Raw genomic sequence first — 17,247 nt, forward strand, 5'->3', positions numbered from 1 at the left:
TGATGGAAACGGCATCCTTTTGTGCTGGGGTTCAGCACAAAAGATACAGTGTACATCAGGAAATAGCTCCTGAAAAAACTAATATTGATTGGTAGCCAATAAAACCAGTGTACAAGCAACCTCGGCTTTGATATTGTTAAGTTCTAAAAGTTGATACAGCTCGGGATTTTCGGTTCCGGGATTAAAAACAACTCTTTTGGGCTGTGCTTCGACAATGTAATTGTAGTAATCACGCTGACGCGCTGGATTGAGATACAAGGTTACGGTGTCGATATTTTTTACAGGAATGGCTTTTGTATGAATTTTTACACCCGCAACTTCGCCTGTATTTTGACCGATTGCCAGCACAGTATGTCCTTTTTCTACCAGCATATTTATTGCTCTAAAAGCATAACGTTCCGGTTTTGTTGTGGCACCCAGAACTAAAGTTTTTTTGTTTTTCATTGTTTTAAAATATGCTACAAAAGTAATCAAAAAGAATGAGGTTGTTTGCAGGTATTTGATTTTGAATTGTGCGCGATAAAAAACAATATCCTAACATCTATTTGTAGCAAAAAGATAAAATTTGACTATTTTTACTTTATTAACCAAAAGATTGTATGGATTTATTTATTTATTTGTTTGCCGCTCTTTTCTCTGTATTGAATCCAATTGGAACAATCCCAATATTTGTTGGGCTCACCCACGATGACTCGCAAAAAGAACGTTCCAGAATATCCTTATGGACAGCTATAAACGTCTTTATTATTTTGATTGTTTCGTATTTTATTGGTCAATATGTATTGACTTTTTTCGGAATTAGCATTGATGCTCTCAGGATTGCCGGCGGAATTGTGATTGTCAATTCGGGATTTTCATTGCTTTCGGGGAAATTTAATAAAAAACGCGGAATCAATAAAAAAATTGAAAATGAAGTACAACAGCGTAATGACATTGCTTTAACGCCATTGGCCATACCTATGTTGGCGGGACCAGGATCAATATCGTTACTAATTGCTTTTTATCAGGAACATCACGAAATGAACGAAATTATCATTTCGACCTTGGCTATTGCCGCAATTGCCTTTGCTATTTTTGCTATTTTAAAAAGTGCTCATTATCTCGCCCGAATATTAGGTGCTTCAGGAATTGTAGCGATTTCTAGAATTGTTGGTTTTATTGTAATCTCGATCGGTATTCAATACATCGTAAGCTCTATCATTAATATTGTAAAAGGAAATTTGATGTAAATTGTTTTTCTTTTATAACCAAAAAAAGGGATAAAGCACGTTGGCTCTATCCCTTTTTTTGGTTAGAATAAACAAGTTTAGCTTTTTGGCAAAAACACTTCGGCCATCATACATCTGGCACTTCCGCCACCGCAAGCTTCTATTGTATCTAGACTTGAGCTTAAAATTTCTGCATGATTTTCTAATTGTGCTATTTGTTTTGCTGTTAAACTCTGATGCGCTGATGCACTCATGACAATGTATTTTTTATCATTTGTACCACGAACTTCCAGCATATTTCCTGCAAAGTTATTTACTTGGGCTTCTGTTATTAAAATAACTTCTTTTTTATCTGCTTTTAGGTTTTCCAGGACCATTTTGCGTTCTTTTTTATCGTCGATACAATCGGCACAGATAACAGCAAAAGTTTCACCTAAACACATCATTACATTGGTGTGGTAGATTAGTTTACGTTCTCCATCAACAGTTTGATAAGCTTCAAAAATTACTGGTGCATAATCAAAATCTTCGCAGAATTCGATAAACAATTCTTCATCAGCGCGAGGCGATAAAGCACAGTAGGCTTTTCCATTGGCTCGATCCAGAAGCAAGCTTCCAGTCCCTTCCAGAAAAATACCGTCTTCTTCTGCCGAGGTATAATCCATGATATTAGCAATTTGAAAACCTTTGTCTTCCAGCGTGTCTAAAATATCTTCGCGACGCTCGTGACGGCGATTTTCGGCAAACATAGGATACAATGCAACATCTCCATTTTCATGAAATGAAACCCAATTGTTTGGAAAAATACTATCCGGTGTATCGGTTTCTAAACTGTCCTCGATAACGGTAACATCTACTCCAACTGCTCTCAGTTTTTCTACAAAAGTATCAAACTCTTGTTGTGCTTTGGCATTTACCGTACTAGGTAATAGTCCGTCTAATACCTTCTGATAATAATTATTTACAGCCGTTTGTTCATTCATTCTGAAAGCAACCGGGCGAATCATGACGATTGCGTTTGTAGTTTGTTTCATTTTCTTTTTTGTTTTGGGGTCTGAGTTGTGAGTTTTGAGTTTTATAACAGAGTCGATTAATCAAGATCAATTTTTCCAATGCTCTTCAACGTATTTAATAAAATTAAATATTTTACCTCCTAACCCTTCATAATTATTAATTAACTCATCCATACTATCGAAGCAATGTGGATAAAGTTTTCCTATTTTTTCTAAATGACCAATTGTTTCAAGACAACTAGAATGTGAATAAACTAAAAATTTTAAAAAATCAGCCTTATATCGTCTTCTACCGTAGCCTTCAATTATATTAGAAACAACAGAATCAGAAGATCTTCTTATTTGACTTCCAAGTTCATACAATTCATATTTTGGGAGTTTTAATGATGACGGATGAACCAAGTAAAATAATTCTAATCCAATTTTGTAAACATCTAAATCTTTATAACTCTTCATCTAATCAACTTCATTTTATATCAGTATTTCAAAACTCATAACCCAAAACTCACAACCGATCTTAATCTCTAATTAGCGGTAAAGTCGAGCATCTCAACAATCCTTCTTGTTTCGCGATTTCGGCATAAGGAATTTCCTCAACGATAAAACCATTGGCACGCAGCCAATTGTTTAATCTTGTGAAATTTTTCTCAGAAACTACTACATTTTCGTCTATAGAAAACACGTTTGAACACATATTGTACATTTCCTCTCTTTCGATATGAAATAAATTTTCTTTTCCGAAAAGATTGACCAGGTACATATAATCTGCTTCTTCACGAAAACCTCTTTTGTAAATAATGCCTTTGTCTTTTCCTACTGGCTGAAAGCAACAGTCTAAATGCAGGGCATTATCACGAGCCTCAATTTTTGATTTTACCAAGTCAAATTCTTTGACGATTTTATTGGGAAACAATTGTTTGATGTAATTTACACCTTGTATATTGGTTCTTGCCGTGATATAATCTTTGTAATCGCTTCCTTTGTAGGTTCCTATAAAAATATGATCGTTCCATAACATGACATCACCGCCTTCAATATGTACTTCTTCTGGTGGTCGAACTACTTTTTCGGAATTCATTTGGTCAATGATATATTGAATAGCGTCTAACTCGCGTTCTCTATCTGGTAAAATATTCGATTTTACAAACGTATCATCAATTACAAAACCAATATCGCGAGCAAAAATCTGATTGTAATTTTCAATCATTTCAGGTCGATAAACCGTGACATTATATTTTTTAAAAACGGCATTAAAAGCTTCCATTTCAGCAACCATATCTTGTTCTATCGGATACGTCCCTGCTTTTATATGTTCCAAAGATTTGGGATCATAAGCCTCCTCTACAGATGGAGTTGGCCCATTATGAACGGCAGAACCCAAAACTACAGCACGCAATCTTGACGTTTCATTCTTTATATTTAATTGCAACATAATAGTATTAAATTTTGAACAAATATAAAAAAAGCTTCACAGTTAAGTGAAGCTTTAAAGTTTTTTATTTGTTTGACTTAAATTCTCGGAGCGGATGTCCAGTGTAAATTTGTCTTGGTCTACCTATTGGCTCTTTGTTTTCACGCATTTCTTTCCATTGTGCAATCCAACCTGGCAATCTTCCGATAGCAAACATTACTGTAAACATATCGGTTGGGATTCCTAGTGCTCTGTAAATGATTCCAGAGTAGAAATCAACATTAGGATATAAATTTCTTGATTTGAAATATTCATCCTCAAGAGCCGCAGCTTCTAATTTCTTAGCGATTTCTAAAATTGGATCTTCAACACCTAAAGTTTCTAATACTTCTTTAGCTGCTTTTTTGATGATTCTTGCTCTTGGATCAAAGTTTTTGTAGACTCTGTGACCAAAACCCATCAAACGGAAAGGATCGTTTTTATCTTTAGCTTTAGCTAAAAACTTTTCTGTATCGCCTCCATCTTTGTTAATCTCTTCAAGCATTTCTAAAACTGCTTGATTAGCTCCTCCGTGAAGTGGCCCCCAAAGAGCAGAAACTCCAGCAGAGATTGAAGCAAACAAGCCAGCATGAGAAGAACCTACCATTCTTACCGTAGAAGTAGAGCAGTTTTGTTCATGATCTGCATGAAGAATAAATAATTTATCTAATGCATCGACAATAATAGGATTGGCTTTGTAAGGACCTGTAGGCAATTGAAACATCAAGTGCATAAAATTCTCTACATAACCTTTTGTATTGTCGTAATAGTTTAATGGATAACCCATAGATTTTCTGTAGGTCCATGTTGCAATTACAAGAAATTTACCCATTGTTTTACAAATGGCTTCGTACATTTCTTTTTCATTATCAACATTTACTGCTTTTGGATTAAATGCTGTCAAAGCACTTGTTAATGCAGATAATACACCCATTGGATGTGCTGTTTTTGGAAAACCATCAATGATATTTTTCATCTCTTCGTTTACCAAAGTATGTTTTTTAATATCAGTTTCAAATTGCTCCAATTGTTGAGCAGTTGGTAATTCACCAAAAACCAGAAGATAAGAAACCTCTAGAAAACTAGCTTTTTCAGCTAAATCTTCGATTGAATACCCTCTGTAACGTAAAATTCCTAATTCTCCATCCAAGAAAGTGATTTCACTTTTACAAGAGCCAGAATTTTTATAGCCAGGATCAATTGTAATGATACCGGTTAAATCACGTAATTTGTTAATATCGATAGCTGATTCATTTTCGCTTCCTGTGATAACCGGAAGTTCAATTTTTTGACCATCTACTTCTAATGTAGCTATTTTTGACATAATATATCGGAAATAAATCTTTAAAATAATAATTTATCAAATCTAAGGAATTTAACACTAATTAAAAAAAGAATACTGCTATGAATTTGTTAAAACTCCAAAAAAAAACCATCCGTAAAAACGAATGGTTTTAAATATAAATATAAATCTTACAAATTATTTGATTTTGAAAGCATTTAATCCAGGGAAATAAGCCGTACTTCCTAACTCTTCCTCAATTCTCAACAACTGATTGTATTTTGCCATACGATCAGAACGAGAAGCCGAACCTGTTTTTATTTGACCACAATTTAAAGCAACAGCCAAATCTGCGATGGTATTATCTTCTGTTTCTCCAGATCGGTGAGACATTACTGAAGTATAACCCGCATTTTTAGCCATATTTACTGCTGCAATAGTTTCTGTCAAAGTACCAATTTGATTTACTTTTACTAAAATTGAATTGGCAATACCTTTTTCAATTCCTGTTGACAAACGCTCAACATTAGTAACAAATAAATCATCCCCAACTAATTGTACTTTATCACCAATTTTTTCGGTAAGCAATTTCCAACCATCCCAGTCATTTTCGTCCATTCCATCTTCGATAGAAATAATTGGGTATTTTGCAACCAATTCAGCTAAATATTCAACTTGCTCAGCAGAAGTTCTTACTTTACCCGTTTCCCCTTCAAATTTAGAGTAATCGTATTTACCGTTTACATAAAATTCTGCCGAAGCACAGTCAAGTGCAATCATAATTTCGTCTCCGAAAGAATATCCTGCATTTTCAACTGCTAATTTTATAGTATCTAAAGCATCTTCAGTTCCACCAGCCAAATTTGGAGCAAAACCACCTTCATCACCAACAGCAGTACTTAAACCTCTGTCATGTAACACTTTTTTTAAGCTATGAAAAATTTCAGTACCCATTTGCATAGAATGAGAAAAAGAAGTCGCTTTTACAGGGAAGATCATAAATTCTTGAAAAGCGATTGGAGCGTCAGAGTGCGAACCACCATTGATAATATTCATCATAGGCACAGGTAACGTGTTAGCAGAAACACCGCCAACATATCTGTATAATGGCAATCCAAGTTCGTTAGCAGCAGCTTTTGCAGCAGCCAAAGAAACACCTAAGATAGCATTAGCACCTAATTTTGATTTGTTTGGAGTACCGTCAAGATCAATCATCAATTGATCAATAGTATTTTGTTCGAAAACCGAAGTACCAACTAATTCTTCAGCAATAACGGTATTTACATTATTCACTGCATTCAAAACTCCTTTTCCTAAGAATGCTTTTCCGCCATCACGTAATTCAACAGCTTCATGTTCTCCAGTTGAAGCTCCAGATGGAACAGCTGCTCTTCCTAAAACTCCGTTTTCTGTAACTACATCAACTTCTATAGTAGGATTACCTCTGGAATCAAAAATTTGTCTCGCGTGAACTTTTATTATAATACTCATTATATTTGTTTTTTATTAATAAATTATAATTATTTTTCGAAATTATAAAAATATTTAATACTAAATACGTTATTCAGCAATTAAATACCTTTATTTATTAACTACATCGTTTTAGATAAAGTCTCTTTTATGTTCTCTACAAATTGATCAAACAAATAAGACGAATCATGTGGTCCAGGACTTGCTTCCGGATGGTATTGTACTGAAAAACAGTTCTTATTCTTCATACGCATACCGGCAACGGTTCCGTCATTCAAATGCAAATGTGTAATCTCTAAATCAGGATGACTCTCCAAAGCTTCTTTGTTTACCGCAAAACCGTGATTTTGAGAAGTAATTTCTCCTTTACCCGTAATTAAGTTTTTTACGGGATGATTGATACCTCTGTGACCATTAAACATTTTGTAAGTTTGTACTCCATTTGCGAGTGCAATTACTTGGTGTCCGAGGCAAATTCCGAATAATGGCTTATCATTTTCCAAAATTTCTTTTGCCACTTCAATAGCGCCAAAAAGCGGATCCGGATCACCAGGCCCATTTGACAGGAAATACCCGTCTGGATTAAATTCGGTCAAATCCTTATAAGTCGAATTGTAGGGATAAACTTTTATGTAGCAATCTCTCTTAGCAAGGTTTCTCAAGATATTCTTTTTAATTCCCAGGTCTAATGCAGATATTTTGTAAGTTGCATTTTCGTCACCAAAAAAATAAGGTTCAGTAGTTGAAACTTTTGATGCCAACTCTAAACCTTCCATGTTTGGCACATTTGCCAATTCTTTTTTCAAATCTTCAATCGAAGTTCCGTCTGTGCAGATAACAGCATTCATTGCACCGTTGTCGCGAATGTAACTTACCAGAGCACGAGTGTCAACATCAGAAATACAGATTAGGTTTTGTTTGATAAAATAATCTTCCAAACTGCCGGAAGCATCTTCTCTGGAATAGTTAAAACTAAAGTTTTTACAAACCAAACCAGCAATTTTGATACTATCTGATTCTATTTCTAAATCATTAACACCATAATTACCAATGTGAGGATTTGTAGCTACCATAATTTGTCCAAAATAAGAAGGATCTGTAAAAATCTCCTGATATCCTGTCATCCCAGTATTAAAACAAACCTCACCAAAAGTTTTACCGCTGATACCTATAGATTTTCCGTGAAAAATTGTTCCATCACTTAGTAATAAAATGGCGCTTTGTCGTGTAGTGTATTTCATTCTTGAATTTGTATTGTTTTTTTTATCGTCTTATGAAACTTGAAGAGACAATTTCATTTGTAGTTTAACTATTTTGCAAATTTACTTCTTTAAAAGAGTGCTTCCAAGATTTTTTAAAAATTTCATTCACAAAAATAAAACGTGAGATGACAAATAAGTTAAATCTGGGATTTCCTTTAAAAAAAATCAAAAAAAAAGGATAAACTAAAAATTAGTTTATCCTTGATTATTATAGAATCATTACTTTCATAATTATTCAGAAGCTTCAGTAGTCGATTCTGATTCAGCGGCAGGAGCTTCCGGAGTAGTCTCCTCAGCTTTTTTAGCTTTACCACCACGACGGCTTTTTGCTTTTTTAACTTCTTTTTTACCTCCATTGTAAAGTTCGTTAAAATCTACAAGCTCGATCATTGCCATATCAGCATTATCTCCCAAACGATTTCCAACTTTAATGATACGAGTGTATCCACCTGGACGGTCTCCAACTTTAGCAGCTACGTCTCTGAACAAGTCAGTTACCGCATATTTACTACGTAAGTAAGCAAAAACAATACGACGATTGTGAGTCGTATCTTCTTTTGATTTTGTGATTAAAGGCTCAACGAATTGTTTAAGCGCTTTAGCCTTAGCAACAGTAGTGTTAATACGTTTGTGCTCAATAAGAGAACAAGCCATATTAGCCAACATAGCTTTTCTATGTCCAGTCTGTCTGCTTAAGTGATTGAATTTTTTTCCGTGTCTCATTGCTATTTTAAATTTAATCCCGCAAGCGGGATTGAATTATTCTTTATCTAATTTGTATTTAGCTAAATCCATTCCGAAGGTTAAATTTTTAACTGCAACAAGTTCGTCAAGCTCAGTTAAAGATTTTTTACCAAAATTACGGAATTTCATCAGGTCATTTTTATTGAACGATACTAAATCACCAAGTGTATCAACTTCAGCCGCTTTCAAGCAATTTAATGCTCTCACAGATAAATCCATATCAACAAGCTTAGTTTTAAGCAATTGTCTCATATGCAATGACTCTTCATCATACGATTCTGTTTGTGCAATTTCGTCAGCCTCGAGTGTAATTCTTTCGTCAGAAAACAACATGAAGTGGTGAATTAAAACTTTAGCAGCTTCAGTAAGAGCATCTTTTGGATTAATAGAGCCATCAGTTTTTATTTCAAAAACTAATTTTTCGTAATCTGTTTTTTGTTCTACACGGAAGTTTTCTATTGCATATTTTACGTTTTTTACCGGAGTAAAAATAGAATCTGTAAAAATAGTACCAATGGCCGCATTCTGTTTTTTGTTCTCCTCAGCAGGAACATATCCTCTACCTTTTTCGATTGTTAAATCGAAGTTCAATTTGATTTTTGAATCTAAGTTACAGATTACTAAGTCTGGATTCAGAACTTGAAAACCTGAGATAAATTTTTGAAAATCACCTGCTGTTAATTGATCTTTACCTGAAACAGAAATTGTAACTGCTTCGTTATCGATATCTTCAATTTGACGTTTGAAACGTACTTGTTTTAGATTAAGGATAATTTCGGTAACATCTTCAACAACACCTGAAATAGTAGAAAACTCATGATCTACACCTTCGATACGAACAGATGTAATTGCATAACCTTCTAATGCTGAAAGCAAAACTCTTCTAAGTGCATTACCAACTGTCAATCCGTAACCAGGTTCTAAAGGTCTAAATTCGAATTTACCTTCAAAATCGGTTGAATCGATCATGATAACTTTATCGGGCTTTTGAAAATTAAATATTGCCATAAATTTCGACTAAGTCAATTATTATTTGTTGTACAACTCTACGATTAATTGTTCTTTAATGTTTTCTGGAATTTGAAGTCTCGCAGGTACAGAAACGAAAGTTCCTTCTTTAAGATCATTGTTCCAGGTAATCCATTCATAAACATGACTTGAATTTGACAAAGAACGTTCGATAGCTTCTAAAGATTTAGATTTTTCACGAACAGCAACTTTATCACCAGGCTTAAGGTGGTAAGAAGGAATATTTACAACTTCACCATTTACAGTAACGTGTCTGTGAGAAACTAATTGTCTAGCACCTCTTCTAGAAGGAGCGATACCCATTCTAAAAACAACGTTATCTAATCTTGCTTCACATAATTGTAAAAGAACTTCACCAGTAACACCTTTAGTAGCTGATGCTTTTTTGAACAAGCCTCTGAATTGTTTTTCTAAAATTCCATAAGAATATTTAGCTTTTTGCTTTTCCATTAACTGAACAGCGTACTCAGATTTTTTACCTCTTTTTTTAGCCATCCCGTGTTGTCCAGGTGGGTAATTTCTTTTTTCGAAAGATTTGTCATCTCCGAAGATTGCTTCGCCAAATTTACGAGCAATTCTAGTTTTAGGACCAGTATATCTTGCCATTTCTAAAAATTAAATTTAAGGTAGAGATTATGAATTCAGGTCATATCCTTCGATAATCGTTTATTCTACCTTGTTATACTTAAATAAATTTATTAAACTCTACGTCTCTTTGGAGGACGACATCCGTTGTGAGGCATTGGAGTAACATCGATAATCTCTGTAACTTCAATTCCACCGTTATGTATAGAACGGATAGCAGACTCACGCCCGTTTCCTGGTCCTTTTACATAAACTTTAACTTTTTTAAGTCCTGCCTCAAGAGCTACTTTACTACAATCTTCTGCTGCCATTTGAGCTGCATACGGAGTGTTCTTTTTAGAACCTCTGAAACCCATTTTACCAGCTGAAGACCAAGAAATAACTTCACCTTTCTTGTTTGTCAAAGAAATAATGATGTTGTTGAAAGTGGCAGAAATATGAGCTTCACCCGTTGATTCAACGATAACTTTACGTTTTTTTGCAGTTGCTTTAGCCATATTACTTATTATTTAGTTGCTTTTTTCTTGTTAGCAACAGTTTTTCTTTTACCTTTTCTTGTTCTAGAGTTGTTTTTAGTTCTTTGTCCTCTTAAAGGAAGACCAGATCTATGACGGATACCTCTGTAACATCCAATATCCATTAAACGTTTGATGTTTAAAGAAACTTCTGAACGCAATTCTCCTTCAATTTTGTAAACTCCAACAGCCTCACGAATTGCTCCGATCTCGTCATCATTCCAATCTTGAACTTTTTTGTCTTGGCTAACTTGAGCTTTTTCTAAAATCTCAATTGCTCTACTTCTTCCTAATCCGAAGATATAGGTAAGTGCTATAACACCTCTCTTATTTTTTGGGATATCTACCCCTGCTATTCTTGCCATAATTATCCTTGTCTTTGTTTAAATCTAGGATTCTTTTTGTTTATTACGTACAATCTCCCTTTTCTACGCACAATGATGCACTCGGGACTTCTCTTTTTTACTGATGCTCTAACTTTCATAGTGAATATCCTTTAATATCGATAAGTAATTCTTGCTTTTGACAAGTCATAAGGGCTCATTTCTAATTTCACTTTATCACCAGGTAATAACTTGATGTAATGCATACGCATTTTTCCAGAAATATGAGCGATTACAATATGTCCATTTTCTAACTCTACACGGAACATCGCATTTGATAATGCTTCGATGATTGAACCGTCTTGTTCTATTGCTGATTGTTTTGCCATAAATATATTAAGCTACTGCTTTTCTATTTTTACCAGTCTTCATTAAACCATCATAATGTTTATTTAACAAGTATGAATTGATCTGTTGAATAGTATCTATCGCAACACCAACCATAATTATTAAAGAGGTACCTCCAAAAAACATTGCCCAAGATTGTTGTACATCCATAACACTTACAACAATGGCTGGGAACACAGCAATCAAAGCAAGGAATAAAGATCCTGGGAAAGTTATTAAAGACATCACTTTATCAAGAAAGTCTGAAGTTTCAGCTCCCGGTCTTACACCTGGAATAAAACCACCGCTTCTTTTTAAATCATCGGCCATTTTGTTAGTAGGTACTGTGATTGCAGTATAAAAGAATGTAAATACAATAATTAATGTTGCAAAAACAAAGTTATACCAAAAACCAAACATATTACTAAATGTACCAACAATAGATTGTGATGCATCTGATTTAGACAACCCAGCTACAGCTGCAGGTATAAACATAATTGCTTGCGCAAAAATGATAGGCATAACTCCAGAAGCATTAAGTTTTAATGGTATCCATTGTCTATTACCACCTGCCAAATCTTGCTCGTAATCTCCTGTTGTTGTACGACGAGCGTATTGCACAGGAATTCTACGTACTGCCATTGTAAGCAATACACAAGCAATGATCACTAATAACCATACAATAATTTCAATAACCAATAACATCGGACCACCGTTGTTATTCGTAACTCTGGTTGTAAATTCTTGTATAAAAGCCTGAGGTAAACGAGCTAAGATACCAACCATAATTAATAATGAAATTCCATTTCCAATTCCTTTATCTGTAATTTTTTCTCCAAGCCACATAGCAAAAATAGTACCTGAGACTAAGATAATAACAGAAGAAAACAAGAACTCCGGAGAGTTAAACCCTAGCAAAAATGCATTGCTAGGTAATGTTCTGTATAAATTATAGATATAAGTTGGACCTTGAACCAATGTAATAGCAATAGTTAACCAACGTGTAATTTGATTAATCTTTTTTCTACCACTCTCTCCATCATTTTGAAGCTTTTGCAAATATGGAATCGCAATTCCCATTAACTGAACAACAATAGACGCAGAAATGTAAGGCATAATCCCTAAAGCAAAAACTGAAGCTTTAGAAAAAGCACCTCCGGTGAACATGTCTAGAATAGATCCTAAACCATTTTTTGTTTGTCCCGCTAAACCAGTCAATTGAGTTGCGTCAATTCCGGGAAGCGTAACGTGTGCTCCAAAACGATATACTAACAATAAACCTAAAGTGATTAGGATTCTGTTTTTCAGTTCTTCGATTTTCCAAACATTACTTATTGATTCAATAAATTTCTTCATACAATAGAAAAATTATATTGTTACAGCCTCTCCACCAGCAGCTTCAATAGCGGCTTTTGCAGTAGCAGTAAATTTGTGAGCAGTTACTTTTAATTTTGCTTTCAATTCTCCTCTACCTAAAATCTTAACGATTTCGTTTTTGGTAGCTAGACGGTTTGCTACGTAATCTGTCATTGAAACAGAGTCAGTAATTACACCATTGTCTACTAATAATTGAAGCGTATCTAAATTAACACCTTCGTATTCTTTACGGTTGATGTTTGTGAAACCAAACTTAGGCACACGTCTTTGAAGTGGCATTTGTCCACCTTCAAAACCAATCTTTTTAGAATAACCAGAACGAGATTTTGCTCCTTTGTGACCTCTTGCAGAAGTACCACCTTTTCCTGAACCTTCTCCTCTACCTAATCTTTTATTTTGATTGTGTGTTGACCCTTCAGCTGGTTGTAAGTTACTTAAATTCATAACAGTATTTGTTATTTAGCTTCTTCAACAGAAACTAAGTGTTTAACTTTGTTTATCATCCCAAGGATAGCAGGGTTTGAATCATGCTCTACAACTTGTCCCATTTTACGTAGACCCAAAGCTTCCAAACCTCTCTTTTGAGAAAGAGGACAGTTGATTTTGCTTCGTACTTGTTTTACTAATAATTTAGCCATAATTTCCTTGAATTAACCTTTAAAAACTTTTTCTAAAGAAACACCTCTTTGTTTTGCAACAGTGTAAGCGCTTCTCATTTGTAATAAAGCATCAAAAGTTGCTTTCACTACGTTATGAGGATTTGATGATCCTTGAGATTTAGATAATACATCATGTATACCTACTGACTCAAGAACTGAACGAACAGCTCCACCAGCAATAACTCCTGTACCATGAGAGGCCGGAATTAAGAATACACGTGCACCACCAAATTTACCTTTTTGTTCGTGAGGAACAGATTGTCCATTCAAAGGAATTTTTACTAAATTTTTCTTAGCATCTTCTACTGCTTTCGCAATTGCTTCAGAAACGTCTTTAGATTTTCCTAATCCGTGACCCACTACTCCGTTTTCATCACCTACAACTACAATAGCAGAAAAACCGAAAGCTCTACCACCTTTTGTAACCTTAGTAACACGATTAACACTTACCAGACGATCTTTAAGTTCAAGACCACTTGGTTTTACCAATTCTACATTTTTGTATTTAGACATAATATATTAGAATTTAAGTCCAGCCGCTCTTGCGCCTTCTGCTAATGATTTAATACGTCCGTGATATAAATATCCACCTCTATCAAAAGTGATGGTATCAATCCCAGCCTTTAACGCTTTTTCAGCAACTAGTTTTCCAACTGCAGCCGCTACTTCAACGTTTGTACCTTTTCCTATTTCTTTTTCTCTTGAAGATGCAGCTAATAAAGTAACACCGTTTACGTCATCAATAAGTTGCGCATAAATTTCTTTGTTACTTCTAAATACAGATAGTCTAGGATTAGTAGCAGTACCACTAATCGATTTTCTAATTCTGAATCTAATTCTCTGTCTTCTATCAGATTTTGTTAATGACATAATCTTATTTTTTAAGCTGATTTACCTGCTTTTCTTCTTAATACTTCACCCACAAATTTAACACCTTTTCCTTTGTACGGCTCTGGTTTACGGAAACCTCTGATTTTCGCAGCAACTTGGCCTAAAAGTTGTTTGTCAAATGATGTTAATTTTACGATAGGGTTTTTACCTTTTTCAGATATTGTTTCTACCACTACTTCTGGAGCAACTTCTAAAACAATATTGTGAGAATATCCAAGAGCTAAATCTAGCTTTTGTCCTTGGTTTGAAGCTCTATAACCAACTCCAACTAATTCAAGTTCTTTAGTAAAACCTTCATTTACACCCACAATCATGTTATTGATTAATGATCTGTATAATCCGTGTTTTGCTCTTTGGTCTTTATGATCAGACGATCTTTCTACTAATACTTGATCGCCTTCAACAGTTACAGTTACGTCCGAAAACTCCTGAGTTAGTTGACCTTTTTTTCCTTTTACTGTAACTATACCGTCTTTAACTTCAACAGTTACGCCAGCAGTAATTACAATTGGATTTTTACCTATTCTTGACATCTTATCTAGTCTTTATAATTAGTATACGTAACAAATTACTTCACCACCTACATGTAATTGCTTAGCTTGTTTTCCTGTCATCAAACCTTTAGATGTAGAAACAATAGCAATTCCTAACCCGTTAAGGATTCTAGGTAATTTATCAGCACCTGCATATTTACGCAAACCAGGTTTACTAATTCTTTGGATATCTTTAATTACAGGCTCCTTAGTATCTTTATCATACTTCAAAGCGATTTTGATAGAACCCTGAACGGTGTTGCTTTCAAATTTGTAACTTAAGATATAACCTTGATCAAATAAGATCTTAGTTATTTCTTTTTTAAGATTAGATGCTGGAATTTCGACAACTTTGTGGTTTGCAGCCACAGCGTTACGAACTCTAGTCAAATAATCTGCAATAGGATCTGTATACATATGTATTTGATTGCGATTATGGTTTTCGGGAGGCACTCGCCTCCCGAACCTTTAATCAATTAAAATTATTTTTTGGTTTGCAAAAGTAGTAACTTATTGCGAGATTACCAAGATGCTTTTTTAACACCAGGAATTAATCCATTATTAGCCATCTCACGGAAAGTTACACGTGAAATACCGAATTGACGGATATACCCTCTAGGTCTACCTGTTAATTTACAACGATTGTGTAAACGAACTGGTGAAGCATTTTTAGGTAATTTTTGTAATCCTTCAAAATCTCCAGCTTCTTTCAAAGCTTTTCTTTTCTCAGCATACTTCGCTACCGTTTTTTCTCTCTTAACCTCGCGGGCTTTCATTGATTCTTTAGCCATGTCTTAATTCTTTTTAAAAGGTAATCCTAATTCAGCCAATAATGACTTTGCTTCCTTGTCTGTTTTTGCAGTAGTAACAAATGTAATATCCATTCCTGAAATTTTGTTTACTTTATCAATATCAATTTCAGGGAAAATGATTTGCTCCAAAACTCCAAGGTTATAGTTACCTCTTCCGTCGAAACCAGTAGCTTTGATACCACTAAAATCTCTAACACGCGGTAAAGCAGAAGTAATAAGTCTATCTAAAAACTCATACATTCTTTCACCACGTAAAGTAACTTTTGCTCCAATAGGCATCCCTTTTCTCAATTTGAAAGACGCAACGTCTTTCTTAGAGATTGTAGATACTGCTTTTTGTCCAGTGATCTTTGTTAACTCATCAACTGCATAGTCAATAAGTTTTTTATCAGATACAGCTGCACCAACTCCACGGCTCAAAACGATTTTTTCCAATTTTGGAACTTGCATTACGTTTGTATATCCGAATTCCTCTTTAAGAGCAGAGATTACTCTACTCTTATATTCTTCTTTTAGTCTAGGTGTATATGCCATTACTATAGTACTTGATTAGATTTTTTTGAAAATCTTACTTTCTTATCTCCTTCTACTCTAATACCAACTCTAGTTGTTTCCTTAGTTTTAGGATCAATTAGCGAAATGTTAGATATTTGTATAGAAGCTTCTTTCTTAACGATACCACCTTGAGGGTTTTTAGCACTTGGTTTTGTATGTTTCGAAACCATGTTTACACCTTCAACTATCGCTTTATTTTTCTCACGGTAAACACGTAAAACTTTACCTTCAGCACCTTTATGGTCTCCAGCAATTACTCTTACGATGTCTCCTGATTTTATTTTTAGCTTTATCATCTTAAAACGAATTAAAGCACTTCTGGTGCTAATGATACAATTTTCATGAATTGTTTTTCACGAAGTTCTCTTGCTACCGGACCAAAAACACGAGTTCCTCTCATTTCCCCTGCAGCGTTCAAAAGAACACATGCATTATCATCGAAACGGATATAAGAACCATCAGCTCTTCTCACTTCTTTTTTGGTACGTACAACAACTGCAGTTGAAACAGCTCCTTTTTTAACGTTACCGTTAGGAGTTGCATCTTTAATAGATACTACAATCTTGTCACCAACAGAGGCATACCTTCTTTTGGTACCTCCTAAAACACGGATAGTTAAAACTTCTTTTGCTCCCGTGTTATCTGCTACTTTTAGTCTTGATTCCTGTTGTACCATAATTATTTAGCTCTTTCTAAGATTTCAACTAATCTCCAACATTTTGTTTTACTTAAAGGACGCGTTTCGCTAATTCTTACAGTATCTCCAATGTTACAGTCGTTTGTTTCGTCGTGTGCAACGTATTTTTTTGTTTTCAACACGAACTTACCGTATAATGGGTGTTTTACTTTTCTTACTTCAGCAATAACAATAGACTTATCCATTTTATTTGAAGTAACAACACCAATTCTTTCTTTTCTTAAATTTCTTTTTTCTTCCATCTTTCAGCAGAATACAATTATTGTAACTCTCTTTTAGTTAGCTCTGTAGCCAATCTTGCAACTGTTCTTCTTACACTTCTAATTTGAAGTGGATTCTCAATTGGAGAAATAGCGTGGGCCATTTTTAGGTCAGCATATATCTTCTTAGTTTGACTAAGTTTTTCTTGCAACTCCGCTGCAGAAAGATCTTTTATTTCTGATTGTTTCATAATA

Annotated in this window: 28 protein-coding genes; 1 reads left to right on the plus strand and 27 read right to left on the minus strand. The window is 34.5% G+C overall.

From position 1 onward, the window contains the following. Window positions 1-78 precede the first annotated feature (78 nt). Complete coding sequence (locus LNP22_RS02085) at window positions 79-444, minus strand: CoA-binding protein (protein ID WP_229975092.1); 366 nt, start codon at window positions 442-444, stop codon at window positions 79-81. Between the two features lie 155 nt (window positions 445-599). On the opposite strand from LNP22_RS02085, the gene LNP22_RS02090 reads away from it, so the two are divergent. Then, on the plus strand, window positions 600-1,229 hold the full coding sequence (locus tag LNP22_RS02090; RefSeq protein ID WP_210665774.1) for a MarC family NAAT transporter: 630 nt from the start codon (window positions 600-602) through the stop codon (window positions 1,227-1,229). Between the two features lie 77 nt (window positions 1,230-1,306). Here LNP22_RS02090 and ctlX read toward each other — a convergent pair whose 3' ends face one another. From ctlX to rpmC, 26 genes are all read right to left on the minus strand, one after another. Next, entirely contained in the window at window positions 1,307-2,242 is a 936-nt protein-coding gene (ctlX, locus tag LNP22_RS02095) for a citrulline utilization hydrolase CtlX (RefSeq protein WP_229975093.1), read from the minus strand. A gap of 66 nt (window positions 2,243-2,308) precedes the next feature. Next, the gene (locus LNP22_RS02100) at window positions 2,309-2,677 is read right to left on the minus strand and encodes a four helix bundle protein (RefSeq protein ID WP_229975094.1); all 369 of its coding nucleotides are present in this window, start codon (window positions 2,675-2,677) and stop codon (window positions 2,309-2,311) included. A gap of 61 nt (window positions 2,678-2,738) precedes the next feature. Continuing rightward, window positions 2,739-3,653, minus strand: a complete 915-nt coding sequence (locus LNP22_RS02105; protein WP_210665771.1) for a dimethylarginine dimethylaminohydrolase family protein — start codon at window positions 3,651-3,653, stop codon at window positions 2,739-2,741. Window positions 3,654-3,717: 64 nt separating this feature from the next. Further along, on the minus strand, window positions 3,718-4,995 hold the full coding sequence (locus LNP22_RS02110) for a citrate synthase (protein ID WP_229975095.1): 1,278 nt from the start codon (window positions 4,993-4,995) through the stop codon (window positions 3,718-3,720). A 156-nt stretch (window positions 4,996-5,151) separates the two neighbouring features. Beyond that, complete coding sequence (gene eno, locus LNP22_RS02115; protein ID WP_229975096.1) at window positions 5,152-6,444, minus strand: phosphopyruvate hydratase; 1,293 nt, start codon at window positions 6,442-6,444, stop codon at window positions 5,152-5,154. Window positions 6,445-6,545: 101 nt separating this feature from the next. Further along, window positions 6,546-7,664 (minus strand): glutamine-hydrolyzing carbamoyl-phosphate synthase small subunit, encoded by a 1,119-nt coding sequence (carA, locus tag LNP22_RS02120; RefSeq protein ID WP_229975097.1) that lies wholly within the window; start codon window positions 7,662-7,664, stop codon window positions 6,546-6,548. A gap of 252 nt (window positions 7,665-7,916) precedes the next feature. Then, a complete protein-coding gene (rplQ, locus tag LNP22_RS02125; RefSeq protein ID WP_029272056.1) occupies window positions 7,917-8,408 on the minus strand; it encodes a 50S ribosomal protein L17 in 492 nt (163 codons plus the stop codon). A gap of 36 nt (window positions 8,409-8,444) precedes the next feature. After that, window positions 8,445-9,437 (minus strand): DNA-directed RNA polymerase subunit alpha, encoded by a 993-nt coding sequence (locus tag LNP22_RS02130; RefSeq protein ID WP_026109818.1) that lies wholly within the window; start codon window positions 9,435-9,437, stop codon window positions 8,445-8,447. 21 nt (window positions 9,438-9,458) lie between these two features. Continuing rightward, a complete protein-coding gene (gene rpsD / locus LNP22_RS02135) occupies window positions 9,459-10,064 on the minus strand; it encodes a 30S ribosomal protein S4 (RefSeq protein ID WP_229975098.1) in 606 nt (201 codons plus the stop codon). Window positions 10,065-10,156: 92 nt separating this feature from the next. Continuing rightward, a complete protein-coding gene (gene rpsK, locus LNP22_RS02140) occupies window positions 10,157-10,540 on the minus strand; it encodes a 30S ribosomal protein S11 (protein ID WP_007803677.1) in 384 nt (127 codons plus the stop codon). Between the two features lie 8 nt (window positions 10,541-10,548). Next, a complete protein-coding gene (gene rpsM / locus LNP22_RS02145) occupies window positions 10,549-10,923 on the minus strand; it encodes a 30S ribosomal protein S13 (RefSeq protein WP_210665766.1) in 375 nt (124 codons plus the stop codon). A gap of 2 nt (window positions 10,924-10,925) precedes the next feature. Continuing rightward, window positions 10,926-11,042, minus strand: coding sequence for a type B 50S ribosomal protein L36 (ykgO, locus tag LNP22_RS02150; protein ID WP_072945378.1), 117 nt, complete (start codon window positions 11,040-11,042; stop codon window positions 10,926-10,928). A 12-nt stretch (window positions 11,043-11,054) separates the two neighbouring features. Then, window positions 11,055-11,270 carry a translation initiation factor IF-1 gene (gene infA, locus LNP22_RS02155; RefSeq protein WP_007136545.1) on the minus strand — a complete coding sequence of 72 codons (216 nt, stop codon included), beginning with the start codon at window positions 11,268-11,270 and terminating at the stop codon, window positions 11,055-11,057. 7 nt (window positions 11,271-11,277) lie between these two features. After that, entirely contained in the window at window positions 11,278-12,624 is a 1,347-nt protein-coding gene (secY, locus tag LNP22_RS02160; RefSeq protein WP_229975099.1) for a preprotein translocase subunit SecY, read from the minus strand. 12 nt (window positions 12,625-12,636) lie between these two features. Next, complete coding sequence (rplO, locus tag LNP22_RS02165; protein ID WP_007803667.1) at window positions 12,637-13,089, minus strand: 50S ribosomal protein L15; 453 nt, start codon at window positions 13,087-13,089, stop codon at window positions 12,637-12,639. 11 nt (window positions 13,090-13,100) lie between these two features. Further along, the gene (gene rpmD, locus LNP22_RS02170; RefSeq protein ID WP_017495010.1) at window positions 13,101-13,283 is read right to left on the minus strand and encodes a 50S ribosomal protein L30; all 183 of its coding nucleotides are present in this window, start codon (window positions 13,281-13,283) and stop codon (window positions 13,101-13,103) included. A 12-nt stretch (window positions 13,284-13,295) separates the two neighbouring features. Further along, complete coding sequence (gene rpsE, locus LNP22_RS02175) at window positions 13,296-13,820, minus strand: 30S ribosomal protein S5 (protein ID WP_085950271.1); 525 nt, start codon at window positions 13,818-13,820, stop codon at window positions 13,296-13,298. A 3-nt stretch (window positions 13,821-13,823) separates the two neighbouring features. Beyond that, window positions 13,824-14,174, minus strand: coding sequence for a 50S ribosomal protein L18 (rplR, locus tag LNP22_RS02180; protein ID WP_072960630.1), 351 nt, complete (start codon window positions 14,172-14,174; stop codon window positions 13,824-13,826). Window positions 14,175-14,185: 11 nt separating this feature from the next. Continuing rightward, window positions 14,186-14,728: a 50S ribosomal protein L6 gene (rplF, locus tag LNP22_RS02185; protein ID WP_210665764.1), complete on the minus strand. Its 543-nt coding sequence runs from the start codon at window positions 14,726-14,728 to the stop codon at window positions 14,186-14,188. An 18-nt stretch (window positions 14,729-14,746) separates the two neighbouring features. Continuing rightward, complete coding sequence (rpsH, locus tag LNP22_RS02190; protein WP_210665763.1) at window positions 14,747-15,145, minus strand: 30S ribosomal protein S8; 399 nt, start codon at window positions 15,143-15,145, stop codon at window positions 14,747-14,749. A 104-nt stretch (window positions 15,146-15,249) separates the two neighbouring features. Next, a complete protein-coding gene (gene rpsN / locus LNP22_RS02195; protein WP_007803655.1) occupies window positions 15,250-15,519 on the minus strand; it encodes a 30S ribosomal protein S14 in 270 nt (89 codons plus the stop codon). Between the two features lie 3 nt (window positions 15,520-15,522). Then, the gene (rplE, locus tag LNP22_RS02200; RefSeq protein WP_017495015.1) at window positions 15,523-16,074 is read right to left on the minus strand and encodes a 50S ribosomal protein L5; all 552 of its coding nucleotides are present in this window, start codon (window positions 16,072-16,074) and stop codon (window positions 15,523-15,525) included. A gap of 2 nt (window positions 16,075-16,076) precedes the next feature. Beyond that, window positions 16,077-16,391 carry a 50S ribosomal protein L24 gene (gene rplX / locus LNP22_RS02205; RefSeq protein ID WP_007803650.1) on the minus strand — a complete coding sequence of 105 codons (315 nt, stop codon included), beginning with the start codon at window positions 16,389-16,391 and terminating at the stop codon, window positions 16,077-16,079. An 11-nt stretch (window positions 16,392-16,402) separates the two neighbouring features. After that, window positions 16,403-16,771 (minus strand): 50S ribosomal protein L14, encoded by a 369-nt coding sequence (gene rplN / locus LNP22_RS02210; protein WP_007803649.1) that lies wholly within the window; start codon window positions 16,769-16,771, stop codon window positions 16,403-16,405. A 2-nt stretch (window positions 16,772-16,773) separates the two neighbouring features. After that, window positions 16,774-17,034, minus strand: a complete 261-nt coding sequence (rpsQ, locus tag LNP22_RS02215) for a 30S ribosomal protein S17 (RefSeq protein ID WP_007803646.1) — start codon at window positions 17,032-17,034, stop codon at window positions 16,774-16,776. 17 nt (window positions 17,035-17,051) lie between these two features. Further along, window positions 17,052-17,243, minus strand: coding sequence for a 50S ribosomal protein L29 (gene rpmC / locus LNP22_RS02220; protein ID WP_007803639.1), 192 nt, complete (start codon window positions 17,241-17,243; stop codon window positions 17,052-17,054). Window positions 17,244-17,247: the final 4 nt, after the last annotated feature.

Source organism: Flavobacterium flavipigmentatum (assembly GCF_020911905.1).
Classification (GTDB): domain Bacteria; phylum Bacteroidota; class Bacteroidia; order Flavobacteriales; family Flavobacteriaceae; genus Flavobacterium; species Flavobacterium flavipigmentatum.